The 25,712-nt window shown below is 69.8% G+C and carries 25 protein-coding genes, 1 tRNA gene and 4 pseudogenes; 18 read left to right on the forward strand and 12 right to left on the reverse strand.

Features of this window, described 5'->3' with window-relative positions:
• Positions 1-198: 198 nt before the first annotated feature.
• Both QQK29_RS18045 and QQK29_RS18050 read right to left on the reverse strand, forming a co-directional pair.
• Positions 199-984: an HsdM family class I SAM-dependent methyltransferase gene (locus QQK29_RS18045; protein ID WP_348533861.1), complete on the reverse strand. Its 786-nt coding sequence runs from the start codon at positions 982-984 to the stop codon at positions 199-201.
• A 125-nt stretch (positions 985-1,109) separates the two neighbouring features.
• Positions 1,110-1,937: pseudogene (locus QQK29_RS18050) on the reverse strand (type I restriction-modification system subunit M); the annotation flags it as partial.
• Positions 1,938-2,063: 126 nt separating this feature from the next.
• On the opposite strand from QQK29_RS18050, the gene QQK29_RS12085 reads away from it, so the two are divergent.
• Positions 2,064-2,369: a helix-turn-helix domain-containing protein gene (locus tag QQK29_RS12085; protein ID WP_284300606.1), complete on the forward strand. Its 306-nt coding sequence runs from the start codon at positions 2,064-2,066 to the stop codon at positions 2,367-2,369.
• Here QQK29_RS12085 and QQK29_RS12090 read toward each other — a convergent pair whose 3' ends face one another.
• The 5 genes and pseudogenes from QQK29_RS12090 to QQK29_RS12110 all read right to left on the reverse strand — a co-directional run bounded on the left by QQK29_RS12090 (position 2,370) and on the right by QQK29_RS12110 (position 6,339).
• Complete coding sequence (locus QQK29_RS12090; RefSeq protein WP_284300608.1) at positions 2,370-2,636, reverse strand: hypothetical protein; 267 nt, start codon at positions 2,634-2,636, stop codon at positions 2,370-2,372. It lies immediately after the preceding gene.
• A 227-nt stretch (positions 2,637-2,863) separates the two neighbouring features.
• Positions 2,864-3,760 (reverse strand): hypothetical protein, encoded by an 897-nt coding sequence (locus QQK29_RS12095; RefSeq protein ID WP_284300610.1) that lies wholly within the window; start codon positions 3,758-3,760, stop codon positions 2,864-2,866.
• Positions 3,761-3,878: 118 nt separating this feature from the next.
• A pseudogene (locus QQK29_RS12100) lies at positions 3,879-4,603 on the reverse strand (ABC transporter ATP-binding protein).
• A gap of 49 nt (positions 4,604-4,652) precedes the next feature.
• Positions 4,653-5,468 (reverse strand): ABC transporter permease, encoded by an 816-nt coding sequence (locus QQK29_RS12105; RefSeq protein WP_284300613.1) that lies wholly within the window; start codon positions 5,466-5,468, stop codon positions 4,653-4,655.
• A 178-nt stretch (positions 5,469-5,646) separates the two neighbouring features.
• Entirely contained in the window at positions 5,647-6,339 is a 693-nt protein-coding gene (locus QQK29_RS12110) for a phosphocholine cytidylyltransferase family protein (protein WP_284300615.1), read from the reverse strand.
• Between the two features lie 248 nt (positions 6,340-6,587).
• Here QQK29_RS12110 and QQK29_RS12115 point away from each other — a divergent pair, with 248 nt between their 5' ends.
• The 4 genes from QQK29_RS12115 (at position 6,588) to QQK29_RS12130 (ending at position 9,697) form a co-directional block, all read left to right on the forward strand.
• Positions 6,588-7,811: an ABC transporter ATP-binding protein gene (locus tag QQK29_RS12115; RefSeq protein ID WP_284300617.1), complete on the forward strand. Its 1,224-nt coding sequence runs from the start codon at positions 6,588-6,590 to the stop codon at positions 7,809-7,811.
• Positions 7,812-7,876: 65 nt separating this feature from the next.
• Complete coding sequence (locus QQK29_RS12120; RefSeq protein ID WP_284300619.1) at positions 7,877-8,017, forward strand: hypothetical protein; 141 nt, start codon at positions 7,877-7,879, stop codon at positions 8,015-8,017.
• A complete protein-coding gene (locus QQK29_RS12125) occupies positions 8,002-9,387 on the forward strand; it encodes a hypothetical protein (RefSeq protein WP_284300621.1) in 1,386 nt (461 codons plus the stop codon). The genes QQK29_RS12120 and QQK29_RS12125 overlap by 16 nt, the downstream gene beginning before the upstream one ends.
• Before the next feature lie 46 nt (positions 9,388-9,433).
• Positions 9,434-9,697, forward strand: a complete 264-nt coding sequence (locus tag QQK29_RS12130) for a DUF3039 domain-containing protein (protein WP_284300623.1) — start codon at positions 9,434-9,436, stop codon at positions 9,695-9,697.
• A 42-nt stretch (positions 9,698-9,739) separates the two neighbouring features.
• Here QQK29_RS12130 and QQK29_RS12135 read toward each other — a convergent pair whose 3' ends face one another.
• The 3 genes from QQK29_RS12135 to QQK29_RS12145 form a co-directional block, all read right to left on the reverse strand.
• Positions 9,740-11,044 carry a nicotinate phosphoribosyltransferase gene (locus QQK29_RS12135; RefSeq protein WP_284300625.1) on the reverse strand — a complete coding sequence of 435 codons (1,305 nt, stop codon included), beginning with the start codon at positions 11,042-11,044 and terminating at the stop codon, positions 9,740-9,742.
• 55 nt (positions 11,045-11,099) lie between these two features.
• A complete protein-coding gene (locus QQK29_RS12140) occupies positions 11,100-11,588 on the reverse strand; it encodes a PKD domain-containing protein (RefSeq protein ID WP_284300627.1) in 489 nt (162 codons plus the stop codon).
• A gap of 299 nt (positions 11,589-11,887) precedes the next feature.
• Positions 11,888-12,304: a hypothetical protein gene (locus tag QQK29_RS12145; RefSeq protein WP_284300629.1), complete on the reverse strand. Its 417-nt coding sequence runs from the start codon at positions 12,302-12,304 to the stop codon at positions 11,888-11,890.
• A 385-nt stretch (positions 12,305-12,689) separates the two neighbouring features.
• Between QQK29_RS12145 and murI the strand changes: the two are divergent.
• The 6 genes and pseudogenes from murI to QQK29_RS12175 all read left to right on the forward strand — a co-directional run bounded on the left by murI (position 12,690) and on the right by QQK29_RS12175 (position 17,836).
• Positions 12,690-13,537, forward strand: a pseudogene (gene murI / locus QQK29_RS12150) (glutamate racemase).
• A 40-nt stretch (positions 13,538-13,577) separates the two neighbouring features.
• A complete protein-coding gene (rph, locus tag QQK29_RS12155) occupies positions 13,578-14,327 on the forward strand; it encodes a ribonuclease PH (RefSeq protein ID WP_284300631.1) in 750 nt (249 codons plus the stop codon).
• Positions 14,324-14,902 (forward strand): RdgB/HAM1 family non-canonical purine NTP pyrophosphatase, encoded by a 579-nt coding sequence (gene rdgB / locus QQK29_RS12160; RefSeq protein WP_284300633.1) that lies wholly within the window; start codon positions 14,324-14,326, stop codon positions 14,900-14,902. Before rph ends, rdgB begins: the two co-directional genes overlap by 4 nt.
• A 104-nt stretch (positions 14,903-15,006) precedes the next feature.
• Entirely contained in the window at positions 15,007-15,921 is a 915-nt protein-coding gene (locus QQK29_RS12165; RefSeq protein ID WP_284300635.1) for a cation diffusion facilitator family transporter, read from the forward strand.
• Positions 15,914-16,528 (forward strand): metal-dependent transcriptional regulator, encoded by a 615-nt coding sequence (locus tag QQK29_RS12170; protein WP_284301966.1) that lies wholly within the window; start codon positions 15,914-15,916, stop codon positions 16,526-16,528. The genes QQK29_RS12165 and QQK29_RS12170 overlap by 8 nt, the downstream gene beginning before the upstream one ends.
• A gap of 134 nt (positions 16,529-16,662) precedes the next feature.
• Positions 16,663-17,836: pseudogene (locus QQK29_RS12175) on the forward strand (Nramp family divalent metal transporter).
• 97 nt (positions 17,837-17,933) lie between these two features.
• On the opposite strand, the gene QQK29_RS12180 reads toward QQK29_RS12175, so the two are convergent.
• Together QQK29_RS12180 and QQK29_RS12185 are read right to left on the reverse strand one after the other, a co-directional pair.
• The gene (locus tag QQK29_RS12180) at positions 17,934-18,659 is read right to left on the reverse strand and encodes a DedA family protein (RefSeq protein WP_284301967.1); all 726 of its coding nucleotides are present in this window, start codon (positions 18,657-18,659) and stop codon (positions 17,934-17,936) included.
• Between the two features lie 168 nt (positions 18,660-18,827).
• Positions 18,828-18,911: transfer RNA gene (locus QQK29_RS12185), tRNA-Leu, on the reverse strand.
• A gap of 126 nt (positions 18,912-19,037) precedes the next feature.
• Here QQK29_RS12185 and QQK29_RS12190 point away from each other — a divergent pair.
• From QQK29_RS12190 to QQK29_RS12220, 7 genes are all read left to right on the forward strand, one after another.
• On the forward strand, positions 19,038-20,471 hold the full coding sequence (locus QQK29_RS12190; RefSeq protein ID WP_284300637.1) for an NAD(P)/FAD-dependent oxidoreductase: 1,434 nt from the start codon (positions 19,038-19,040) through the stop codon (positions 20,469-20,471).
• Positions 20,461-21,699 carry a cytochrome b gene (locus QQK29_RS12195; protein ID WP_284300639.1) on the forward strand — a complete coding sequence of 413 codons (1,239 nt, stop codon included), beginning with the start codon at positions 20,461-20,463 and terminating at the stop codon, positions 21,697-21,699. The genes QQK29_RS12190 and QQK29_RS12195 overlap by 11 nt, the downstream gene beginning before the upstream one ends.
• Positions 21,681-22,118 (forward strand): hypothetical protein, encoded by a 438-nt coding sequence (locus QQK29_RS12200; RefSeq protein WP_284300642.1) that lies wholly within the window; start codon positions 21,681-21,683, stop codon positions 22,116-22,118. Before QQK29_RS12195 ends, QQK29_RS12200 begins: the two co-directional genes overlap by 19 nt.
• On the forward strand, positions 22,115-22,483 hold the full coding sequence (locus QQK29_RS12205; protein WP_284300643.1) for a hypothetical protein: 369 nt from the start codon (positions 22,115-22,117) through the stop codon (positions 22,481-22,483). Before QQK29_RS12200 ends, QQK29_RS12205 begins: the two co-directional genes overlap by 4 nt.
• Positions 22,484-22,623: 140 nt before the next feature.
• Positions 22,624-23,904 carry a TadA family conjugal transfer-associated ATPase gene (locus tag QQK29_RS12210; protein ID WP_284300645.1) on the forward strand — a complete coding sequence of 427 codons (1,281 nt, stop codon included), beginning with the start codon at positions 22,624-22,626 and terminating at the stop codon, positions 23,902-23,904.
• Entirely contained in the window at positions 23,901-24,770 is an 870-nt protein-coding gene (locus QQK29_RS12215; protein ID WP_284300647.1) for a type II secretion system F family protein, read from the forward strand. The genes QQK29_RS12210 and QQK29_RS12215 overlap by 4 nt, the downstream gene beginning before the upstream one ends.
• Positions 24,767-25,705 (forward strand): type II secretion system F family protein, encoded by a 939-nt coding sequence (locus tag QQK29_RS12220; RefSeq protein ID WP_284300648.1) that lies wholly within the window; start codon positions 24,767-24,769, stop codon positions 25,703-25,705. Before QQK29_RS12215 ends, QQK29_RS12220 begins: the two co-directional genes overlap by 4 nt.
• Positions 25,706-25,712: the final 7 nt, after the last annotated feature.

Raw genomic sequence — 25,712 nt, forward strand, 5'->3', positions numbered from 1 at the left:
CGAGTCGGATCCGGAAACGGTTGATCTGCTCCTCACTGGCCGTCGCACGCATGAACGGCAATCGATCTGTGATCGTGCGGTTGTTGTACACATCGGTGTAGTTGCAGAGTCGGATCTTTGATTGGCCTTCGACGGAGTGCTTGTCGACGTTGCTAGGCCAGGCCGTTGCGAGGCGCCCAAGCCGATCGACAGGCCAATTCACCGCTTCACCTCGCGCAGAAGCTCCATGATCTCGCCGACGAGGGTGTTGAGCTCCGCGTCGATCTCCTCGAGCGGGCGCGGCGGCACGTACGTGTAGAAGTGGCGCGTGAAGGGGATCTCGTAGCCGACCTTCGTCTTGGCGGGGTCGACCCACGCATCCGGAACGTGGGGTGCCACCTCGGCCTCGAAGTAGGCGGCGATCGTCGCGTCGCGACCGTCGGCGCCCAGCGTGTTGCCGCCGTAGCCGAAGGGTACGTTCTCGGTGTCGCGCAGCTTCGCATCCGGCTTCGGGCTGCCTTTGCGGTCGAGCACCACCTCGCCCGCCTCGTCGCGCAGCGGGCGTTCGACGGTGATCGTCCAGTAGCCGAACGCATTGGTCGGGAAGATCTTGGAGTGCTCGCCCTCGGCGTGCTCGGCGTAGAGCTGCACGATGCGCTTGCGGTCGGCATCCGAAACTTCGCGCGACTTCTGTCCGAGGTTCTTGCGCATTTTGGTGAAGAACGTCGTCGCATCGATGAGCTGCACCGTGCCGACGCGCTCGGCTGGCTTATCGGTGTCGAGCAGCCACACATAGGTGGCGATGCCCGTGTTGTAGAACATGTTGGTCGGGAGGGCGACGATTGCGTCGACGAGGTCGTTCTCGAGCAGCCAGCGGCGGATGTTGCTGGGGCCCGACTCGGCTGCCCCCGTGAACAGCGGCGACCCGTTGAGCACGATTCCCGCACGACCACCGCCCGCGTGCTTCTTCTCGAGCTTCGTGGCCACATGCTGCAGGAACAGCATCTGCCCGTCGCTGATCGGGGAAGCCCACCCGGGAAGCGGCTCGCGTCGCCCGCCTGCTGCACGTGCTCGGTGATCGCCTTCTGCGAGGCCTTCCAGTCGACGCCGTACGGCGGGTTCGACAGCACGTAGTCGAAGCGCTCACCGGCAAACAGGTCATCGGCGAGGGTGTCGCCGCGGCGGATGTTCGACGCGTCCTGGCCCTTCGCGATCATGTCCGACTTGCAGATCGCGTACGACTGCGGGTTGATCTCCTGGCCGTACAGCCGCAGCCGCGCATCCGGGTTCATGGCGAGGATGCGCTCCTCGGCGACCGAGAGCATGCCGCCCGTGCCGGCTGTCGGGTCGTAGACGCGGCGGATGATGCCGGGATCGAGGATGCCGCTGTCGTCGCCCTCGAACAGCAGGTCGACCATCAGCCGGATCGCGTCGCGCGGCGTGAAGTGCTCACCCGCGGTCTCGTTCGACGCCTCCGCGAACTTGCGGATGAGCGCCTCGAAGAGGTCGCCCATCTCGGCATTCGAGACGCGGTCGGGGTGGAGATCGACGTCGGCGAACTTCTGCACCACGAGCAGCAGCCGGTTGTTCTCGGCCATGGTGCGGATCTCGTTCTCGAACTTGAATTGCTCGAAGACGTCGACCTCCGCCGAGAACCCTGCGATGAAGTCGACGAGGTTATCGGCGAGTCCGTCGGGATCCTGCACGAGCTTCGCGAACGTCCAGCGGCTCGTGTTGGAGAAACTGAGGCCCGTCTCCTTGCGGATCAGGGCATCGCGGCGACCACCCTCGGGGTGCGCGGCAACGATGCGCTGCACCGATTCATGCGTGCCCTCGAGCATGGAGTCGAGGCGACGCAGGATCGTCATCGGCAGGATGACGTCGCCGTACTGATGCGGCTTGTAAACGCCGCGCAGCTGATCGGCGATCTGCCAGACGAAGTTGCCGAGTCCGCTCACCTCGTCGCCGTCACGAGCTGGAAACGGATCGGCGAGGAGACGAGATCGGGCATTTAGCCATCATGCATATATGCATAACGCTTATGCAATCTCGTGCCCTGCGCGCGGAGCCGTTAGGCATGACGGGTGCCCGTATCCGATCCCTCGAACGCCTCGCGCATCGTGGGGGAGCGGCTCAAGACCGCGCGGCTCGAGCTCGGCGTCTCGCAGATGGATCTCGCCTACCTCGCGGGCATGAACGTCGCCAACTACGGCAAGATCGAGCGCGGCATCGGCAACCCCACACTCGACTCGCTCGTGCGACTCGCGGGCGTCATGGGGCTCGACCCCGGAACGCTCGTGGCCGGGCTCGGGCTCAGCGACCTGCCGCCCGTGAAGTCGAGCTACACGGTCGCCGAGTTCCTCCGCGAGAAGCAGCGCAAGGCCCACTAGTCAGAACGCCACTCGCCAGAGATACTCCTCGCCACTGGATCGCAGCCAGCGGATGACGAGGACCGCATCGCGCGCGAGATCCTCGCCGCGGATCGCGAGCTCGAGGTGCTCGCCGGGTCGTAGCACGCGAGGAAGGGCCGCTGGCATCACGCCGCTGCCGAGCAGCGAGACCGTCACACCGCGCAGGGTCTCGCGGCTCGTGTTGCGCAGGTAGTAGTGGGGTGCGGATGCGCGGTCGAACGTGAACGGGATGCGGTACGGCTCCATGAAGCGGACGCTAGGAGAGGCCGCCGACTCGAACGCGCGTTCGGGGGAGAGTCGGATGCGCGCTTGGGGTGGGGAGGAGGGGAATGGGTGTTTGAGGGGGTGCTGGTTTCGAGACGCCCGCTTCGCGGGCTCCTCAACCAGCGGGGTGGGCCGCTTCGCGGGCTCCTCAACCAGCGGGGTGGGCCGTTGCTGGGGCTCCTCATCCGGCGGGGTTGCGGCGCCGCGGGCTACGCGACAGGTGGTGGTGTGTTGGTGCCGGGCGCAACGGGCGGAGGGGTGGCACCTCGACGGAGCGCCTTGCGCGTCGCCCGGGGACCGGGCGCCACGACCTTGGGCTGCGTGCTCGCCGGGAACACGTACGGCGGCGGGCCGAACGCGGTGCGCGCCGTGTTCACCACGCGCCGCCCCAGGATCTGGTTCGCGGCGCCTCCCACGACCGCGCCCACCCCGAACGGCAGCACGCGCCCCACGACCCCACCACCGGCGGATGCCAGCATCCGGGGCAGGTACACCTTGCGCACCCGGTCCATGAAGTGGGTCACCGCTGTGCGCGGCAGGTTCTTCGCCAGCAGCGTGCCCCAGAACTCCGGCTTCGCGGGGCCGCGGCCGGTCGCCTGCCCCGTGAACTGCATGATGAGCTCCTGCGATGGACCACCCACGACCATCGCCAGCACGAGCGCACGTGCCCGGTCGGGATCCTCCACGGGGATGCCGTGCAGCTCGGCCACCGATTGCGCGAACAGCGCGGTCGACTCGAGGAACAGCACCGTCTCAGCACCCGAGATGGCGAGCGCGGCAGCGGTGCCGACAGCCGGCACTGCAGCCGCCACCCCGACGCCCGCGCCGCTCGTCGTCACGGTCGTCAGATAGCGGCGCTCGAGGATCCGCAGCACCTGTTGAGGCGACGCATCCGGGTACTTGGCTCGGATGCCGCGCAGATGCGCGAGCACCGCGGGGCGATGCACCGACATGACGCGATCGAGGATCGCGTCGACGCGGCTCGAGCCGGGGGCGCCGGATGCGGTGGGCTGGCCGGGTGTGCCGGTGTCGCCCGGCAGCACGGAGGATTCGACGATCTCGGCGATGATCACCTCGTCGTCGCGCGGGTCGGGCTGCTGGTCCACGGTTTCAGCGTACGTCGCTCGGGGTGTGCGCTTGCTGGTTTCGAGACGCCCGCTTCGCGGGCTCCTCAACCAGCGGGTGAACGCCGGCTCCGCGGGCTCCTCAACCAGCTTCAGGCCGCTACACCCCGTAGTCGGCGTTGTAGCGGTCGACCACCTCGCGGATCGGCGCGTCGAGCACGAGTGCGCCCTTGTCGAGGTAGAGGCCGCGCGTGCAGAACCGCAGCAGGTCGCGCTCGCTGTGCGACACGAAGAACAGGGTGCGTCCGCCCGCGAGGAGTTCCTCGATGCGCGTGTAGCACTTCTCGCGGAATGCCTTGTCGCCCACCGCGAGCACCTCGTCGACGAGGATGATGGGCTCCTCCAGACGCGAGATCACCGCGAACGCGATCCGCACCTTCATGCCGCTCGAGAGGTGCTTGTAGGGGTGTCGACGAAGTCGCGGATCTCGGCGAACTCGATGATCTCATCGAAGCGGTCGTCGATCTCGCGCTTGGTCATGCCGTGCAGGCCGGCGGTGAGGTAGACGTTGTCGCGCACCGAGAGGTCGGCGACGAAACCGCCGGTGATCTCGATGAGCGGCGCGACGCCTTCGTTCACGGCGATCGAGCCCTCATCCGCGTACACCACCTGCGCCACGAGCTTCAGCAGCGTCGATTTGCCCTGCCCGTTGCGCCCCACGACGCCGATCGCCTCGCCGGGCTGCACCTCGAAGCTCACGTGGCGCAGCGCCCAGAACTCGCCGGGCCGGGTGCGCCGGTTGCGTCCCGCGAAGAGGTCCTTGAAGCTTCTTCGCGACGAGCGGTTGCGCTTGAAACGGATGCCGGCATCCGTCACCGAGATCACGGGGGCGCATCCGGCATCGTGGCGGCGGGCGTGGGCGACACCTCGGCCATCAGATCTCCTTCAGCACGGTGCGGATCGTGCGCTGATACACGGCGAGTCCCACGATGAACGCGAGCACGCTCATGCCGGCGCTCACCGCGACCGCGAACCAGTCGAGCTGCTCGGGGAAGAACGCCGCGCGGTACAGCGTGAAGATGCCGGCGAGCGGATTGAACGAGCCCCAGAAGTCGAGCCCGATGGCCGCCAGGTCCTTGAGGCCGTAGATGATCGGCGAGGCGTAGAACAGGAAGCGCAGCACGAGCCGCACCGCGCGCTCCAGGTCGCGGAAGAACACCACGAGCGGCGCCACGATGAGACCGATGCCGAGCGTCAGGATCACCTGCAGCACGATCGCGAGCAGCGACCACAGCGCCTCGACATGCAGGTGCGCCGGGTGGGCGGTCCACAGCGAGAGCACGGCGAACACGATCACCACGGGGATGCTCGCGACGAACTCGATGCCCTTCGACAGCACGAGGCGCGCGACCCAGATGGTGCGCGGGATCGTGGTGGAGCGGATGAGTTTGGCTTCCTTGGTGAACGCGCGGGTGGCATCCGTGATGGCACCGTTGAACCACATCCACGGCAGCAGCGCCGTGAGCAGGAACACGATGTACGGCTCGGCGCCGACGGTGCGCTGGAACACCTGGGTGAAGACGAACCAGTAGATCGCGCTCATCGCGAGCGGATCGAGGATCGACCAGAAGTACCCGAGGAACGACGTCGAGTAGCGCACCTTGAGGTCGCGTGTGGTCAGCAGCCACAGGGATCGCCGATATCGGGTGAACGGCGACCAGTCGCGTCGAGACAGCGCGGCGGAGGTCACGCAGTCACACTAGTTCGTTTGGTGCCGCGGTAATCCGCGGCACGCGCCGGATCACCGGCCGCGCGCGAGCGCCCGGCGATCCGGGTGCGCACACCATCGGCTGCCGCGGATTACGACGACGCGCGTGTGTCGGCACTCGATCGGCCGAGCGTCGCGGATTACCGTGACGCCAATAAATTCAGACGAAGAGGTTCGCGCGCTCGAGGTCTTCGGCGAAGTCGATCTCGACGGCGTACAGGTCGCTGACGTCGACGGGCTGGAAGCGCACGCCGTCGTGCTCGATCGCGAGCTCGATGCCGCGCTCGAAGTAGTCCTGGGCGTCGACGCGCTGCAGTTGGCGCACGAGCGCGGCCTTGTCGCGGCTCGAGACGAAGTTGATGCCGACCGCCTCGCCGAGGCCGCCACGCACCGTCTTGGACAGCTCGTTGATGTGGCCGGTCTCGTCGATCGTGTACTTGACCTCTTCGTCGGACACCTTCGAGGTGTTGACGGTCACGAAGCTCTGGTCGCGGGCGACGAGGTCGCCGGCACGCACGAGGGCCTCGGGGTCGAAGACGACGTCGCCGTTCATCCACAGCACCGCGGAATCCTTGGTGGCCTGCAGCGCGCGGAGGAGGCTCTTGGACGTGTTGGTCTGGTCGTACGCCTCGTTGTAGACGAAGTCGGCGTGCGGGAACGCCTCGATGATGTGCTCGAGCTTGTAGCCGACCACGATGGTGACCTTGACATCCCGGCCGAAGGCCTGGTGGATATTGTCGAACTGCTGCTGCATGATGGTGCGGCCGTCGCTGAGCTCGGTGAGCGGCTTCGGAAGCGAACGGCCCAGACGGCTGCCCATGCCTGCGGCAAGGATCACGATCTGCGTGGTCACGGGGGTCTCCTCGGTGGTGTGCGGCGCGGGCTGAATTTCATGTGCTGTTGGCCCGCACGTCGTTATAGGGACACGCCGTTGTGCTGTGGCGAGTTTATCGGCGCACTTCGAGATGAAACGGGGAGTTTCCCGTTTGTTCTCTATTCGTGATAACTGTGACGGTGCCTCAACCGGGGCGAGTCCTCCTTGCGGATGATTCCCAGGCGGGGGCATCAGGGGGCGCCTCGGCGTGTTGATACGGTGAACCGGTGGAGCCTGAACCCACCACCCCCACCGCGAAGAACCGGCGCCCGTCGGGGTCTTCTGCGCGCCGTGGATCCGCCTCCGCTGCGTCCCGTGCCCGCACGGGCGCGTCGCACGTGGACCCGCCCCGCCCGGAGGCCGCAGTCGTCGCAGAACTCGAGGCCGCCACGCTGACGCTCGAGAAACCCGTCGAGGCGCCCGAGCCCGACACGATCGAGACGGATGCGGCACCCGAGGCGCTCGTCGAGAAGCCGGCTCCCAAGACCGGCCGCACGAAGAAGAAGGCCGCGCCGCGGCAGGAACCGGATGCCGCCCCCGCCGAGCCGGAGGAGGTCGCCCCCGCAGACGCGGACGTGGCATCCGAGGCGCCCGAGACCGCCGAGGCGCCGACGCGCCCCACGCCGCGCGGCAAGCGCCGCCCGGTGCGCGTGACGGCGCCCGAGTCGCCCGCTGCGGCTCCCGCGACCCCCGAGGTCGCGCTGTCGGTCGAGGGCCTCAGCAAGTACTTCGGCGGTGCCGCCGCCGTCGACGCCATCGACCTCGAGGTGGCCCCCGGCGCCTTCTTCGGCATCGTCGGCCCCAACGGCGCAGGCAAGACCACGACGCTCTCGATGATCACGGGGCTGCTGCGTCCCGATGCCGGCATCGTGCGGGTGTTCGGCCTCGACGTGTGGCAGAACGCGCAACTGGCCAAGCGCATGATCGGGGTGCTGCCCGACCGCCTCCGGCTGTTCGACCGCCTGACGGGAGCCGAGTTCCTGTACCACGCGGGAGCCCTGCGCGGGCTCGACCGCGCCACGATCGCCCAGCGATCCGCCGACCTCTCCGCCGCGTTCGGGCTCGAGCACTCGCTGCACCGGCTCGTGTCGGACTACTCGGCGGGCATGACCAAGAAGATCGCGATCGCCGCCGCGATGATCCATGCGCCGCGCCTGCTCGTGCTCGATGAGCCGTTCGAGTCCGTCGACCCCGTGTCGGCGGCCATCGTGATCGACGTGCTCAAGCGGTTCACCGCTGCCGGGGGCACCGTCATCCTCTCCAGCCACAGCATGGAGCTCACCGAGCGCGTCTGCGATGGCGTCGCCATCATCGCCGAGGGCGCCGTGCTCGCCGCGGGTCCCCTCGCCGAGGTGCTCGAGGGCCGTAGCCTCGAGGAGCGTTTCGTCGAACTCGCCGGTGGCGAGGCAGCCGTAGAGGACATGGAGTGGTTGCAGAACTTCTCCGACTGAGGCTGAGGATCCTCGCCAACGGCTTCCGCCGCCCGCCGCTTCAACGGGTCGCCATCGTGGTCGGGATGCTCGTGGCGATCGCCGGCGTCGTCGCCTTCTGGGCCGGCGCCGAGTGGGTGAGCCAGTTCGACGACCGATTCGTGATGCGCGCCACCACGACCGTCGGGGGTGGCTCTCGATCACAGCGCTCATGCTCCCCCTCATGATCGTGCGGAGGTCGGTGCTGTCGCCACGGGCCTTCCTGGGCTATCCGATCTCGCCGCTCGCCGTGAGCCTCACGATCATGCTGTACGCCATCATCGGGCCCGGCATCCTGCTGCTGCCGATGGCGTTCGCACCCGTCGTCGCGTGGCCGGATGCGGCATCGCAGCAGGTGGCGTGGGCCGCGGCGCCGCTGCTGTTCCTGCAGACCCTGTTCGTCATCTCCCTCGCGCGCCCCCTCGGCATGCTGCTGCGCAGGCATCCGCGGGTCGCGGCCTGGATCGACTTCGTCGGCAGCGTGGCCATCCTGTTCGGAGGGTTCACCGCGGTCGTCGTGATCGCCCCGCGCGTGCCCGAGCTCGTGTGGCTCGTGAAGCTCATGCGGCCGTTCAACACCTTCTTCCGGCAGGTTCCCGAGGCCCTCGCCGGCACGCCGTTCGGAGCCCTCTGGGCAGCGCCGGGGTACGCGTCCACGACGCTCGGCGATCCGGCGACCGCGTGGCAGTTGCTGAGCTTCTCGGCGCTGCTGGTGGTCGTGCTGCTCATCGTGTGGATCGCCCTGATCGGCATGCCGATGCGCGCCACGCGCCGCCTGCCCGGACCGCGCCGCACGCGGGTTCCCGGATGGTTCGCCCGCTTCCCGGCGAACCCCGCCGGCGCGATCGCCGCACGTTCGGTGACCTACTGGCTGCGCGATCCGCGATATCGCGCCGTCTACACGGTGCTGCCCCTCGCGCTCGCCGTGATGCTGCTCGCGATGTGGATCGGCGGGGTGCCGTTCGAGATCGCAGTGCTCGTGCCGTTGCCGATTCTCACGCTGCTGCTGTCGTGGTCGACGATCCACAACGATGTCGCCTACGACAACACCGCGGTGTGGCAGCATGTCGCGGCGCAGACGCCGGGCTGGGCCGACCGCCGCGGCCGCGCCGTGCCCGTGCTGCTCTGGGGTCTCGTGCTGCTCGCCGTCGGCATCCCGCTCACCGTGTGGGGGCATGGCGACATCCGGGTGGCCGCCCCGCTGGCGGGGCTGTGCATCGCATTGCTGTTCGGCGGCATCGGCGTCGGCAGCATCTACTCGGTGCGGTTCCCCTACGCCGCGCCGCGCCCGGGAGACCCCGCCTGGCAGTCGCCGCAGTCGGCCACGAGTCAGGGCGGTGTCGCGCAGAGCGTGTCGGTGCTGCTCGTGCTGCTCGCGGCGCTGCCGTCGCTCGTGCTCGGCGCGATCTGGTGGATCGAGGGCGGCGTGTGGGGCTGGCTCGCGCTCGCGGCCGGTGTGGTCGTCGGGCTCGGGGTGTTGCTCTCGGGCCTGCAGGGCGGGGGTCGCAGCTTCGACGAGCGGGCACCCGAGCTGCTCGCCTTCACCTTGCGCAACTGAGCCGATCGGGGCGGCGATCCGGAGGATTCCGTCGTAATCTGGGCGGATGAGCGACCTGGATGCGGATCGGATCGGCGGCGGCACCGACGTGCTCGACCGGGAGCTCGAGAAGCTCCTCGAGGGCGAGCTCACCGAGGATGGCGACCACGATCGCTTCGCGCACTACGTGAAGAAGGACAAGATCGTCGAGTCGGCCGTCACCGGTAAGCCGGTGCGCGCCCTGTGCGGCAAGAAGTGGATTCCGGGCCGCGACCCGTCGAAGTTCCCGGTGTGCCCCGACTGCCAGAAGATCTACGAGCGCCTGAAGTAGCGAGGCGCACCGCCCGTTCGGCGAGCAGCCCTCGCACCCGTCCTACAGGTATCGCGTCGGAATCGCGGGCTCCCCGCGCGAGAGACGCAACGCATCCGCGGGCAGTTCGGCGATCGCCGCGGCATGGTGCGCCCGCGCCCGCTCGACCCCGTCGGGCCCGAGCGCCTCGGATGCCGCCTCGCCGTGCGTCATGAGCGTCGTGTGCAGCAGACGCCCGACTCCCGCGTCGAGGGCCTCGACGGGCGGGTCGTCGACGTGGATGTCCTCCGACACGGCGACGCCGTCGCGAAGGGCCCGCACGGGTTGCTTGCGGCCGCCGATCGTGGCTTTGCCCTCTGACGACTTGCCGACGCCGATCCAGGTGCCCTCGGCATCCCGACGCGCCACGAGCTTGTAGACCATGCCCGCCGCGGGCGCGCCGGATCCGGTCACGAGCGCGGTGCCGACGCCGTACGAGTCGACGGGGGCGGATGCGAGCGCCGCGATGGCGTACTCGTCGAGGTCGTTGGTGACGGTGATGCGCGTGTCCGTGGCACCGAGTGCGTCGAGTTGCTCCCGCACCTCTGCAACCACGACGCCGAGGTCGCCGGAGTCGATGCGCACGGCGCCGAGCTCGGTGCCCGCCGCGCGCACCGCGTTCTCGACGCCCGCGCGGATGTCGTAGGTGTCGACGAGCAGCGTCGTGCCGACACCCATGCTGGCGACCTGCGCGCGGAACGCCTGCTCCTCATCCGGGAACAGCAGGGTGAAGGCGTGCGCGGCCGTGCCCATCGTGGGGACACGCCAGGTGCGCCCCGCTTCGAGATTGCTCGTGGCGCCGAAGCCGGCGATGTAGGCGGCGCGCGCCGCGGCGACGGCCGAGCGTTCCCCGGTGCGGCGGGACCCCATCTCGGCGAGCGGTCGCCCGGATGCTGCCGACACCATGCGGGCCGCGGCGCTCGCGACGGCGGAGTCGTAGTTGAGGGTGGAGAGCGCGAGCGTCTCGAGGATCACGCCTTCGGCGAAGCCCGCCTCGACGACGAGCAGCGGCGATCCGGGAAAGTAGAGCTCGCCCTCGCGATACCCGCGGATGTCGCCCGTGAACCGGTAGGACTCGAGCCAGTCGAGGGCGTCGGTCGAGACGACCTCGTCGCGTTTGAGAGCGGCGAGCTCGGCCGGCCCGAAGCGGAACCCGGCGATGGCATCGAGGAGACGGCCGGTTCCGGCGACGACGCCGTAGCGGCGACCGTTGGGCAGTCGGCGGGCGAACAGCTCGAAGACGCACGGGGTGTCGTGGGTGCCGGCGAGGAGCGCGGCGTCGACCATGGTGAGCTCGTACCGGTCGGTGAGCAGAGCCGTGGAGGTCATGAGGCCAACCCTATGGTGACGGCCGTCGGGCGATCGAGTGCTCGGGATGCGGAACTCAGCACCCCGGGCCGCGCGGCGCGACCGTGCAGTCGCGGTCGACGAGCACGGTCTTGGCCCCGCTCGCGATGATGTGCAGCTCGTTCGCCGGGAGGGTGATGGTGCCGGCGATCGGCGTGAACGGGCCCTGTGCGATGCGGTACTCGGCGCGGTAGACGATGCTGAGCCGGATCGTGTAGCTGCCGGCCCGCTGATAGCTGTGGCTCGTGGGGGTGGCATCGAACTCACGGAGTCCGAGCGCCGCCCACGTGCCGCCCCTGGTCGGCAACGTTGCGGCCGTGCCGTCTCCGTAGTTCCATTGCCACGCCACGGGCGTGAACCGCACGTCGGCCGACTGCCCGAGCAACTCGCCCGCCACGATCTGCGTGTCGACGATCGAGTAGATGTTCGCGGGCAACCCGACGACGACCCAGCCGTCCGGCTCCATGCGCTGGATTCCCGGTGCCGGCCGGAACCGCGCGATATCGGCGAGGGTGACGACGGTCACGCGGTAGTCGTCGCGCGGGTCGCAACCGAAGGTGCCGACGGGGCACGGGGCGGAGTCCGGGGTGGTCGACGGCTCGGGTGCGTTGTCGGTGCCGCCTGGTCTCGGGTCTGAGCCATTGGACGTGTTCCCGGTGGAACCTCCATCTCCCCCGCTCAGACCATCGATTACGGCGTCCGACCCGTCGATGTGACCAGTTGCGCATCCATCGGTGTAAATGCTGCCGCTCTGGCAATAAGGATTCCCGCTCGTTGACGGGGCGGTCAGGAACGGGATCAACACAATGGCGACCAGGAAGGTTCTCAACATACTCCGGAGCCGTCCCATCGAGTTCGGTTCGCCAGCAGGAGGTGGCCGTCCTCCAGGCTGAACGCAACTTCGAAGGCCACTTGCACAGGTCGGTCGGAACTCACAACCGAAGAGCCAGAGGAATCGACAACGTCCGTACCTCCTATGTCGTCACAGGAGTACGCGACGACGCCGTCGGAGCCATAGCGTTGAAGTGTCATCTCGAACTCGCTGGATCCCACGAGCCTCCACCCATTGGTTCGGAAGGTATCGAACGACTTCGATTCGTTCGCGATTACCTCGTCGGTAGCCAGCCCAGCAAGTTGCTCGTCGTAGATCCCACCGTTCGCGAGAACTGTGTCAGCCGCTGCAAGGAACTTCCCATACGCCTCCTCCGCCGCCGCAAGCGCCTCCTCATCCGAGGCGAACACGGGGGCCGAGCTCGGAGTGGGCGGGGGAGTCGGCATCGGATCCGGCGGGGTGCATCCGGCGAGCACGAGGGTGATGAGCAGCAGCGGGAGGGGAGACGGGCCGTTCTGCGCATGCCCGACACGTTAGGGCACGCCCCGACCTCCTCGTGCGATCTCTCCACAGCCCCCGCATCCATTCGGCCTGCCGCCCAAATCAAGGACCTGCGCGCCCGAATCAAGGACTCCGTGTTGCAGAAGTTGCCCCGAGTGGACGATGAGACCGACTTCGGGTCAGATCTCCTTGACTTGGGCGCGCAGGTCCTTGATTCGGGAACAGAGTTCCGCGGAGGGTCACCGCACCGCGCCAGGCGCGAAGCCGCGCCCGGGCGCTCGGTACGCTGGAACCGTGACCGCATCCGTGCCGACCGACGCGCCCATCGGGGTGTTCGACTCCGGAGTGGGGGCCTCACCGTCGCCCGCGCGATCCTCGATCAGCTGCCGAACGAGGCCATCGTGTACGTCGGCGACACCGCGAACGGGCCGTACGGCCCGCGACCGATCGCCGAGGTGCGCGCGCTCGCGCTCGGCGTCATGGACGACCTCGTGGCGCAGGGCGTGAAGGCGCTCGTGATCGCGTGCAACACCGCATCCGCCGCCGTGCTGCGGGATGCGCGCGAGCGGTACGAGCTCGGTGCGGGCATCCCGGTGGTCGAGGTGATCCAGCCGGCCGTGCGCGCCGCCGTGCGGGCGACCCGCAACGGACGCGTGGGCGTGATCGGAACGCAGGGCACCATCCGGTCCCGCGCCTACGACGACGCCTTCGCCGCCGCCGACGGACTGCAGCTCACCAGCCGCGCGTGCCCGCGCTTCGTCGAGTTCGTCGAGGCGGGCATCACGAGCGGTCCCGAGTTGTTCCGCTTCGCGCGGCAGTACCTCGACCCGCTCATCGAGGCCGACATCGACACCCTCGTGCTGGGCTGCACCCACTACCCGCTCATGTCGGCCGCGATCCAATTCATCATGGGTCCGGATGTGCGGCTCGTCTCGAGCGCGGAGGAGACGGCAGCCGACGTCTACCGCACCCTGGTGTCGCACGGCATCGAGCGCACGGCGCAGACACCGCCCGTGCACCGCTTCGAGTCGACCGGCGACGACGAGATCGTGTTCCGCACCCTCGCCGCACGCTTCCTCGGCCCCGAGGTGCGGCACGTCGAGGCGTTCCCGACGGGCACCATCCCCGTCGTCGGCGCCTGACGGTACCGTGCATCGCATCCATCCACCGATCGGAGAACCCATGACCGACAGCCCCGCCCCGCGCCTCATCCGCGCCGACGGCCGCCACGCCGACCAGCTGCGGCCCGTCACGATCGAGCGCGGCTGGAGCCGCCAGGCCGAGGGCAGCGCGCTCATCTCATTCGGCAACACGCGCGTGCTCTGCACGGCGAGCTTCACGAACGGCGTGCCGCGCTGGCTCACGGGCAAGGGCACGGGATGGGTCACGGCCGAGTACGCCATGTTGCCGCGCTCCACCAACGAGCGGATGGATCGCGAATCCGTGAAGGGACGTGTCGGCGGGCGCACCCACGAGATCTCGCGCCTCGTCGGCCGCAGCCTGCGGGCCATCATCGACACGAAGGCGCTCGGTGAGAACACGATCGTGATCGACTGCGACGTGCTGCAGGCCGACGGCGGCACCCGCACGGCCGCCATCACCGGCGCCTACGTCGCACTCGCGGATGCTGTGGCCTGGGGCCGCGAGAAGGGCTTCATCGGCAAGAACTCTCGTGCGCTCATCGACACGGTGTCGGCGGTGAGCGTCGGCATCATCGACGGCACGCCCATGCTCGACCTGGCATACACGGAAGACGTGCGGGCCGAGACCGACATGAACATCGTGGTCACCGGTCGCGGCCTGTTCGTCGAGGTGCAGGGCACGGCCGAGGGGGCGCCGTTCGACCGTCGCGAACTCGACGCGCTGCTCGATCTCGGGCTCGCAGGCAACGCCGAGCTGGCCCGCATCCAGACGGAGGCGCTCAGCGCATGACGACGTTCGTGCTCGCCACCCACAACGCGCACAAGGTCGAGGAGCTGCGTCTCATCCTCGGCGAGCGGCTCGGGCCGCATGAGCTCATCGGTTACGACGGGCCGGAGCCCGTCGAAGACGGCGACACCTTCGAGGCCAACGCCCTCATCAAGGCGCGTGCCGCCTACGCCCACACAGGGCTGCCCTCGCTCGCCGACGACTCGGGCATCTCGGTGCGCGCGCTGGGCGGCGCCCCTGGCATCCATTCCGCGCGCTACGCGGGCACCCGCGACGATGTCGACAACTACACGCTGCTGCTCAAGAACCTCGAGGGTGAGACCGACCGAGCCGCCGACTTCGTGTGCGCCGCCGCTCTCGTCGACGGTGAGCGCGAGGTCGTGGTGCGCGGCGTCTGGCCCGGCGAGGTGCTCGAGGCGCCATCGGGTGCGCACGGTTTCGGCTACGACCCGGTGTTCCACCCCGACGGCATCGCCACGAGCTCGGCCGAGCTCACCGCCGACGAGAAGAGCGCCATCAGCCACCGCTCTCGCGCCTTCGGGGCGCTGCTCGAGCAGCTGCGCGAGCTCTACGGCTGAGCGTGCGGGTCGCGGTCGGTGCCCCGCCTGAGAACGGTTGTGAGCAGCGTTCCCGAGAAGCCGGATGCGACCCCCGGTGCGCGGTTCCGGCCTAGCCTGGAGGGGTGGCACACGGGCATGATCACGCGCGCGCCGCGAAGGGTAACCGCACGCGGCTGACGATCGCGCTCGCCATCACGCTGCTCGTGCTCGTGGCCGAGGTCGTGGGTGCCGCCCTCTCGGGATCCCTCGCGCTGCTGGGCGACGCCGGCCACATGTCGAGCGACTCGATCGGTCTCGCGGTGGCGCTCGTCGCATCCGTCGTCGCCGCACGACCGGCGACCGACCGCCACACCTTCGGCTTCCAGCGCATGGAGGTGCTCGCGGCCCTCGCGAACGGCCTGATCCTCGTGGTGGTGGCCGTCTTCGTCGCCATCGAGGCCGTGCGGCGGCTCGTGGAACCGGGCGCCCACATCGATGCCGTGCCGATGCTCGTGATCGCGGCCGTCGGGCTGGCCGCGAACGTCGTCGCGTTCCTCGTGCTGCGCGGCGGTGACCGCAGCTCGCTCAACATGCGCGGCGCCCTGCTCGAGGTGTTCGGCGACATGCTCGGGTCGATCGCCGCGATCGTGGCGGCCGCGGTGATCCTGGTGACGGGGTTCGCCGCGGCGGATGCGGTGGCGTCGCTCGTGATCGCCGCCCTCATCGCCCCGCGCGCCTTCCTGCTGCTGCGTGACGTCGTGCGCGTGCTCACCGAGTCGGCGCCGCGCGATCGCAGCGTCGCACAGATCCGCGACCACCTGTGCGGTGCGCCCGGGGTGATCGATGTGCACGACGTGCACATCTGGAACATCACCTCCGGTGCCCCCGTCTTCACCGCCCACGTCGTGGTCGAGCCCGGTGTCTTCGAGCGCGGCGAGACGCACACCATGCTCGACACCCTCGGCGGCTGCCTCGCCGAGCACTTCGACGTCGCGCATTCCACGTTCCAGCTCGAGCCCGCGGGGCACGTCGAACACGAGGAGCACGCTCATCGCTAGGTCTGCATCCTCCACGATCGAGGACTACCTCAAGACGATCTACTCCCACACCGAGTGGCAGGACGTGCCGATCACCGGCTCGCAGCTCGCCGCCCGCCTCGGGGTGGTTCCGTCGACGGTCACCGAGATGGTGAAGAAGCTCGCCTCTCTCGGGCTCGTGACGCACGCCCCCTACGGAGCCATCACGTTGACGGATGCGGGCCGCACCGAGGCGCTGCGCATGGTGCGCCGCCACCGGCTCGTGGAGACCTGGCTCGTCGAGGGCTTCGGCTACAGCTGGGACGAGGTGCATGACGAGGCCGAGGTGCTCGAGCACGCCTTGAGCGATCGGCTGCTCGACGCCCTCGACGCGCAGCTGGGGCGTCCGCGGCGCGACCCGCACGGCGACCCGATCCCGGATGCGACGGGTCACGTCGAGCACCCGCCGGCCGAACTCGCGTGCGAACTGCCCGCAGGCACGCGCGGTCGGGTGGCCCGGATCAGCGACCGCGACGGAGAGGTGCTGCGCCGGATGGGGGAGCAGGGCCTCGGGCTCGACACGATCGTCACGATCGACGAGCTGCCCGAGGGCACGGCCGAGGCGGTCTGGATCACCCCGCTCGACTGATTTCGGGTCGCCGAAATCTCTGCTAATTTCGGGATACCGAAATCGTGCAGGAGGCAGCCGTGACCCGCTCCGCGGAACCGTCGGTGATCGCGCGGCGCGCGCGGGCGGGCGTCTGGGGGTTGCTCGGCCCCGCGATGGTCGCGGGCGTGGCCTACCTCGATCCCGGCAATGTGGCGAGCAACGCGAGCGCGGGCGCCGAGTACGGCTACCTCCTGGTGTGGGTCGTCGTGGTGGGCAACGCGATGGCGTGGCTCATCCAGTACCTCTCCGCGAAGCTCGGCGTCGCGACCGGGCTGAGCCTGCCCGCTCTGCTCGGCATCCGCATCCGTTCCCGCCCCGGCCGCTTCGCGTACTGGGCGCAGGCCGAGCTCGTGGCGATGGCGACGGACGTGGCCGAGGTGCTCGGGGAGCGATCGCGCTCAACCTGCTGTTCGGGCTGCCGCTGCTGCTCGGTGGACTCATCACCGGCGCGGTCTCGCTCGCGCTGCTCGTCCTGCACAGCCGCCGCGGACCCAGGCTGTTCGAGCGCGTGGTGGTGGGGCTCGTCGCCATCATCGCGATCGGCTTCTGCGCGGGGCTCGTGGTGGCGCCCGTCGACCCCGCCGCGACTGTCGCGGGGCTCGTGCCGCGGTTCACGGATGCCGGGTCGGTGCTGCTGGCGGCCTCGATTCTCGGCGCTACCGTGATGCCGCACGCGATCTACGCGCACTCCGCCCTCACGCGCGACCGCTTCGGCGGTGTTCCGGAGGGGCCGCACCGCCAGCTCGTGCTGCGGGCGACCCGCATCGACGTGACGATCGCCCTCGCCATCGCGGGCACCGTGAATCTCGTGATCCTGCTGCTCGCGGCGGCGACCCTTCCGGGTGTCGCGGGCACCGACACGCTCGAGGGGCGCATGCGGCGATCGGCGCCGCTCTGGGACTGGTCGTGGCGACCCTCTTCGCGGTGGGGCTGTTGGCATCCGGGCTCGCGTCGACCTCCGTGGGCGCCTACGCCGGCGCCGAGATCATGCAGGGGCTGCTGCGGGTGCGGGTGCCGCTGCTCGTGCGGCGGCTCGTGACGCTCGTGCCGGCGCTGCTGCTGCTCGTGGTCGGCGCGCCACCCACCCTGTCGCTCGTGTTGAGTCAGGTGGTGTTGTCGTTCGGCATCCCGTTCGCGCTCGTTCCGCTCGTGGCGCTCACGACGCGGCGCGAGCTCATGGGGGATGCCGCCAACCGGCCGTGGACGACGGTGCTCGCCGCGGTCGCCGCGGGACTGCTGATCGTGCTCAACGTGACCCTGCTGGTGCTGCTCGCCACGGGGGCGTGACCGGCGGGCGTCCCGTCTACATGGTCAGTTGGGCTGCGGGTGCGGCGCGCCCGGCGTCAGCGACGGTTCGCCATGTAGCCGGGACGCGAAGTGGCGCTCAGTCGTCGAGCACGTCGGGGTCGAGCACGATCTCGGCCTCGCTCAGCGGCGGCTCACCCGAGTTGCGGGCGCGACGGGCCTTCACCACACCCTGGATGTAGTGGTACACGGTCGGGATCACGGCAAGCGCGATCGCGCACAGCAGGATCACGTCGATGTACTCGGTGACGAAGTCGGCGAGGGGCGGGATGTAGCCGAGCAGGAAGCCCGCGAAGGTGAGGCCCGCGCCCCAGATGAGCGCCCCGACCGCGTTGTAGAGCGAGTAGCGCTTGTAGTTCATGTGCGCGACGCCTGCCGCGACGGGCGCGAAGGTGCGCACGATCGGCACGAAACGCGCGATCACGATCGCGAGCGGTCCCCAGCGCTCGAAGAACTTGTTGGTGCGGATGACGTTCTCCCGGGAGAACAGGCCGCTCTCGCGCTTCTCGAAGATGCGCGGTCCCGCCTTGTGTCCGATGAGGTAGCCGACCTCGCCGCCGAGGAACGCCGCGACGGCGATGGCGATGCACACCCACCAGATCGGGATCTGGATGCCGGTGCCCGACTCGGTCATGGTGCCGGTGAAGCTCAACAGTCCGGTGATGATGAGCAGGGTGTCGCCCGGGAGGATGAAGCCCACGAGCAGGCCGGTCTCGGCGAAGACGATGAGACACACCACGAGCAGCGCCCACGGGCCGGCGTTCACGATGATCTCGTGCGGGTCGAGCCATGGGATCAGCCCCATGGGGGCGGCGGCGATGAACGCGAGGGCGGCGGTGGTGAAAGGCACGCAGAGATCTCCTGGTACGTCGGTCGCGGACGCGATCGGCGGTCGGGTGGCGCGTTCAGCGTAGCCGCTGGCGAGTCGCCGTACCTGGGGGTTGGCCCCCGGATTGCAGGGGGTGGACACGGATGGTGCGGGAGGCGGGGCTCGAACCCGCATGCCGTGAGGCACAGGAACCTAAATCCTGCGTGTCTACCGTTCCACCACTCCCGCGGGCCGCAACAGTCTATGGCCCGGGTTGCCGCACCGAGACCGGACAGCCCTCCGAAATGTGACACCGCGGCGCATCACATTTCGGAGGGCTACGTGGTCTTAAGGGTGAGAGCGAACGGAGAGATCATGCGCAGGATTCTCATCATCGGTGGCGGCTACGCCGGTTTCTACACCGCCTGGCAGCTCGAGAAGAAGCTGCGGCCCGACGAGGCCGAGATCACGATCGTCGAGCCGCGGTCGTACATGACCTACCAGCCCTTCCTGCCGGAGGTGGTCGCCGGCTCCGTCGAGGCGCGCCACGTGGCCATCTCGTTGCGCAGCAACCTGCGGCGCACGACGATCGTGCCGGGCCGCGTGACGTCGATCACGCACGCCGACAAGCGCGTGCAGGTCGAGATGCCCGATGGTCCGCCGCGCACCCTCGAGTACGACATCATCGTCGTCACTGCGGGTGCGGTCACCCGCACCTTCCCGATCGAGGGTCTCGCCGAGAACGCGATCGGGCTGAAGACGGTCGAGGAGGCGGTCGCCGTGCGCGATCGGCTGCTGACCTCCGTCGAACGCGCGGCAGCGCTGCCGGACGGCCCGGAGCGTCGTCGCCTGCTGACCTTCACCGTGGTCGGCGGAGGGTTCTCGGGCGTCGAGATCTTCGGCGAAATGCTCGCGCTCGCCACCGCGCTGTTGAGGTCCTACCCCGAGCTGTCGTTCTCGGAGCTGAGCTTCCACCTCATCGAGGCCAACACCCGGATACTGCCGGAGGTGACCGACAAGCCGGGCGAATGGGTCGTCAAGCATCTCACCCAACGCGGCGCCCACATCCATCTCGGCACGCAGCTGGTGTCGGCCCGGGACGGTCACGTGGTCTTGTCGACCGGCGAAGAGTACGACACCAACGTGCTCGTCTGGGCGGCGGGCAACGCGGCCAATCCGGTGGTCGCGAGTCAGGCCGATCTGCCGATCGACCCGCGCGGCCTGATTCTCACCCGGGCCGACCTGCGGATCGGCACCGACACGATGATCGTCGAGGATGCTTGGGCGGCGGGCGACAACGCGTTCGTTCCCGATCTCGCCATCGGTGAGGGTGCCCGCGCGGTGCCCAACGCCCAGCACGCGGTGCGGCAGGCGAAGCGGCTCGCGAAGAACCTCGCCGCGGTGCTTCGCGGGGATCGCCCGGTCGCCTACCTGCACCACAGCCTCGGCACGGTGGCGACCCTCGGACTCGGCTACGGCATCTTCCAGTACCGCCGCATCGTCATCAAGGGGGCGCTGGCGTGGCTCATGCACCGCGGCTACCACGTGCTCGCGGTGCCCACCTGGCAGCGCAAGGCGCGCGTGCTCGCGCTGTGGATCGTCGCGTTCCTCTTCGGTCGCGACATCATCGCGCTGCCCTACGTGCAGCAGCCGCGCGCCGCGTTCCTTGCCGCGATCCCGGCGCCCGTGCCCCGGCCGGCAGCTCTGCCACCGGCCGAGCACGCGGCCGCTGCGGAGGCCCAGCCCGCTACGGAGGCTAAGCCCGTTGCGGAGGCCGAGCCCATCGCGGAGGTGCGCCGTGCCGGTTAACCGGAGGCGACGCGCCTCGCTCGTCGACACCGCATCCCGAGCCCTCACCGAGCGGACGACCTTGGGTCGCCGACTCGTGGCGATGAGAGCCGAGCTGCGTTCGCGCCGGGTGCCGCTGCACTGGACCCACGTGTTCGGCGTGGTCACCATGGCCAGCCTCGCCGTGCTGTTCGTGACGGGCGTCATCCTGATGTTCGCCTACGACCCCTCGAGTGAGCTCGCCCGCTACGAGGGCCCCTACGTGCCGCTGCACGGTGCCGAGGCATCGGGCGCGTTCATCTCGGTGATGCGTCTCTCGTTCGAGGTGCCGGGCGGCCTGCTGCTGCGTCAGCTGCACCACTGGGCGGGCCTGCTGGCGCCCGTGTCGATCATGCTGCAGCTGCTCGTGAGCTTCTTCACGGGGGCGTTCCGGCGGCCGCGTCGCGCGAACTGGGTGCTGCTGTTCCTGCTGTTCGTCGTGACGCTCGCCGGCGGTTGGAGCGGATACGCGCTTCCCGACGACATGCTCTCGGGTTCGGGGCTGCGGATCGTCGAGGGCATCGTGCTGGGCATCCCGGTGATCGGAACCTGGCTTGCGTCGCTGCTCTTCGGTGGCGCATTCCCGGGAGCCATCATCGAGAACCTCTACGGCATCCACGTGCTGATCGTGCCCGCCGCCCTGTTGCTGATCGTGGTGGTGCGCGCGTGGCGCGCGTACCGCATCCAGCCGCCCCAGTTCGCGGGCAGCGGCCGACGCGAGGACAACATCGTCGGCGTGCCGCTCGCCACGGCGGCGACGCGCGCGGGTGGGGTGTTCGCGGTGGTCACCGCGGCGCTGTTCGTGGTCGCCTCCGCCGTGACCGTCGGCCCGATCTGGGTGTACGGCCCCTCCGACCCGGGCAACGCGGGCGCCGGAAGCCAGCCCGACTGGTACACCGGGTTCCTCGACGGTGCCCTGCGGTTGGTGCCCCCGGGGTGGGAGTTCGAGTGGATGGGGCGCACCGTCACGCTCGCGGTGCTCGTGCCGCTCGCGGTGGTGGGTGTGTTCCTGCTCGTCGTCGCGGCGTATCCCTTCCTCGAGGAGTGGATCACGGGCGACAGGGGGAGCACCACATCCTCGACCGGCCCCGCAACGTGGCTTCGCGCACGGGCGTCGGCGTCGCGGGCATCGTCTTCTACGCGGCGCTCTGGGGCGCAGCGAGTGCCGACCTCATCGCGGTGGCGTTCCACGTGGGTCTGGAGGCGGTGATCACGACCTTCCAGGTGACCTTGATCGTCGGTCCGGTGATCGGGTTCGCGGTCGCCCGGCGGATCGCTCTGGCGCTGCAGAAGAAGGATCTCGAGCTCGTCGCGCACGGTTACGAGACCGGGCGCATCGTGCGACTGCCCGGCGGCAGGTACGTCGAGCTGCACGCGGGGCTCGACGAGGATGAACGGGCGCGACTCGCACATCGCGCGGTGCGGCCGATCGCTCCGCGACCCGACGAGGCGGGGCGGCTGACCCGGCTCGACCGGGTGCGCGGCGCGCTCGCGGAGAGGTTCTTCGCCGATCGGGTGGAGGTGCCCGAGCCGGCGGCGGAGGCGGTGGGTGCCGTCGCGGGGGCGCCTCACGATGACGCTGAGCCCGCCGAGCGTCGCCCCCTGTCGCGAGTGGACGGAGCGGCATGATGTCGGTGCTCGTGAGGCGGGATGCGCAGCTGCGCGAGTCGGGCGTCGTCTCGAGCGCCTGGGGTCGCGCGTGGGAGTGGGTGACGCGGCCGCTGCACTACGGTGCGGTGCGTCGCTTGCGCCTCGCCGCGCAGCGGGGCGATGGTCCGCTGCTCGCCTCGCTGCTCGCCCGCGGCGTCGCGCTCGTCGTGCAGTCGACGCAGGGCGAGACGGAGCGGGTGATGGTCGTGCGCGGCTCCCGTGACGTGGTGGCGATCCTGCAGCACGGCATGACGACGCCGCAGGGCGTGATCGCCGAGGAGCGGTCGGTGAACGGCCAGGCGGGCATCGTCGTCAGCTCGGGGAGCGCGCATCCGCGATGCTGACGCTCGACTTCACGGGCCGGCTCGTCAGCCTCATCTGGGTGCGGCTGGATCCGCATCTGCTCAAGCACTGGAACGTGGTGTAGCCGCGCGCCTGTGGACAACTTGCGCGGCGCACCACGGCATCCGGGCATCATGTGCGGGTGACGAGCGCGATCGGGGTCATCGCCGAGCAGGTGCGGCAGCGCGTGCGGCGTGAGGGCGTCGACCTGCACGGCGACCGCGAACTGGCGGTGCGCTACGTGCGCGACGAGGTGCAGCGTTACGCGGAGCTCGCGCTCGGCGGCTCGGTGCCGCTCCTGGAGGACGAGCAGCACGTCACGCGCCAGGTGGTGGCGGCGCTGACGGGGCTCGGGCCGCTGCAGCCCTACCTCGAGGACCCGAGCGTCGAGGAGCTGTGGATCAACGCCCCCGACCGCATCTTCGTCGCGCGCGACGGCGTCACGGAACGGGTTCCGGTCGCGCTCACCGACACCGAGGTGCGCGAGCTGCTGGAGCGGATGCTGCACCGCACGGGGCGGCGCATCGACCTCAGTTCTCCCTTCGTCGACGCCTCGTTGCCCGACGGCTCCCGCCTGCACGCGGTGATCCCGGATGTCGCACGCGGTCACGTGTCGATCAACATCCGGCGGTTCCGCACCGGTATGCGGCGTCTCGAGGATCTCGTCGCGCTGGGCTCGCTCACGAGCCAGGCGGCCGGCTTCCTGCACCTCGCGGTGCGTAGCGGCCACAACATCCTCGTCACCGGGCCGACCCACAGCGGCAAGACGACGCTGCTGGGCGCGCTGCTCGGCTCGTGCCGCCCCGAGGAGCGCATCGTGACGGTCGAGGAGACCTTCGAGCTCGCCGTCGACGCGCTCGACCACGTGGCGATGCAGTGCAGGCAACCGAGTCTCGAGGGCACCGGGGAGATCAGCCTGCGACGCCTCATCAAGGAGTCGCTGCGCATGCGGCCCGACCGGCTCGTCGTGGGGGAGGTGCGTGAGGCCGAGGCGCTCGACCTGCTGATCGCCCTGAATTCGGGCATGCCCGGCATGTGCTCGCTGCACGCCAACAGCGCCCACGACGCACTCGTGAAGCTGTGCACGCTGCCGCTGCTCGCCGGACGCAATATCGACGTATCGTTCGTGACGCCCACCGTCGCCTCGGCGATCGACCTCGTCGTGCATGCCGAGCTGGGCGCCGACGGGCGCCGACGGATCGTCGAGATCGTCGCGCCCACCGGGCGCGTCGTCGGCGGCGCAGTCGAATCTGTCGCCCTCTTCACGCGAGCGGGAGATGCACTCGTCGCGACGGGGGAGCTGCCTCCGCGGATGGGGGCGTTCGAGCGAGCCGGCCTGGATCCGGTCGCGATCCTGCGCGAGGCGGGTCCGGCATCCGGCGCCGCGATGGAGCCCGCGATGCTCATCGGAACCCCCGCATGATCGCGGCCGCGTGGGGTCTCGTGCTCGGCATCGGGCTCGTGCTCTCTGCGTCGCCCTGGCTGTGGCCGCGTGCGACGGAGCGCGCAGCAGCCCGGCGTCGCGGCCCGTTCACCTGGCTCGGGGAGCTCGTGCGGCAGGCCGGAATGGCACGCGTCTCGGTCGCGACGGTCGTCGTCGTGGCCGCGGCGCTCGCGTTCGCCGCGACCGCGGTGGTGCTCGCCCTGGTACCCGTGGTCGCCCTTGCCGTCGCCGCGGGCCTCGGGGTGGGCACCCTGCCGTTCGCCCTGATCGCGGCGCGGGCGCGGGCACGGCGTCGCGCGATGCGGGCCGTCTGGCCCGACGCGGTCGACCACCTCGTGGCCGGGCTGCGCTCGGGGCAGGCGCTGCCGGATGCGCTCGTCGCGCTCGGTGAGAGCGGTCCCGTACCGCTGCGGGCCGCGTTCGTCTCGTTCGCATCCGACCTCGGGGCGACCGGGCAGCTCGTGCTGGCACTCGAGGCGCTGAAACAGCGCCTGGCCGACCCCGTCGCCGACCGCGTGATCGAGACCCTGCGGGTGGCACGCGAGGTCGGCGGCACCGAGCTGCCGTCCGTGCTGCGGGCACTCGCGTCGCACTTGCGATCGGATGCCGCCCTGCGTTCCGAGGTCGAAGCGCGGCAGAGCTGGGTCGTGAGCGCGGCCCGGCTCGGGGTGGCCGCGCCGTGGCTCGTGCTGCTGCTGCTCGCGGCGCGACCCGAGGCCGTGCGCGCCTACAACTCGCCGGCGGGGGTCACGCTGCTCGTCGTCGGCTTCGCGGTGACGGTCGTCGCCTACCGCATCATGATCGCCGTCGGACGCCTGCCGGAAGAGCGGCGGTGGTTCGCGTGAGCCCGACGCTCGCCATGGCGGCCGCGCTCGGGGTGCTGCTGGGGCTCGGGCTCTGGACCCTCGTCGCGCTGCTCCCGCGGATCGGCGCGGACCGGCTGACGGAACGGATCGCGCCGTACGTGCTCGATGTCTCCTCCGAGGCACGTGAACTGCGCGCACGCAGGGGCGGAGAGCCCGGATCGCTCATCGCGGAGCTGCTCGCACCGTTCCTGCAGCGGATGGGGAGCGGTGTGACCGCCCTCCTCGGCGGCGATGCGACGGTCGAGCGGCGCCTCCGGCAGTCCGGCTCGGCGATCACCGTCGCGGCCTTCCGAGCGCGCCAACTGCTCTGGGCGGCGGGCGGCGCGGCTCTCGGGATCCTCGCGGCGCTCGTGCTCGCGAGGTCGGCCGCTGTGTCGCCGCCCGTCATGGTGGTGCTCGCGGTGGCGGCCGCGGCATCCGGTCTCCTGTTGCCCGAGCAACTGCTGGCTCGCCGCGCGCGTGCCCGCCTGCGCCGGATCGCCGACGAACTGCCGACCGTGCTGGAGTTCCTGAGCCTCGCGCTCGCGGCGGGCGAGACGGTGCGCGATGCGCTGCGCCGCGTCGCGCGCATCGGCTCGGGTGATCTCGCCGCGGAACTCGGGCACGTGATGACCGATGTCGAGGTGGGCGTGCCCCTGACCGATGCACTGCAACGTTGCGCCTCGACCCTCGAGCTGCCGGCCCTGAGCCGCGTGGTCGAGCAGCTCGTGACGGCGCTCGACCGCGGCAGTCCGCTCGTCGAGGTGCTGCGGGCTCAGGCGCAGGACTCCCGTGACGACGCGAAGCGTCAACTGATCGAGTCCGCGGGGCGCAAGGAAGTCGCGATGCTCGTGCCGCTCGTCTTCCTCATCCTGCCCGTCACGGTCGTGTTCGCGCTGTTCCCGGCGACTCTTGTGCTCGAGCTGGGATTCTGAGGCGTCC

The sequence above is a fragment of the Homoserinibacter gongjuensis genome (assembly GCF_030161875.1).
Taxonomy (GTDB): domain Bacteria; phylum Actinomycetota; class Actinomycetes; order Actinomycetales; family Microbacteriaceae; genus Homoserinibacter; species Homoserinibacter gongjuensis.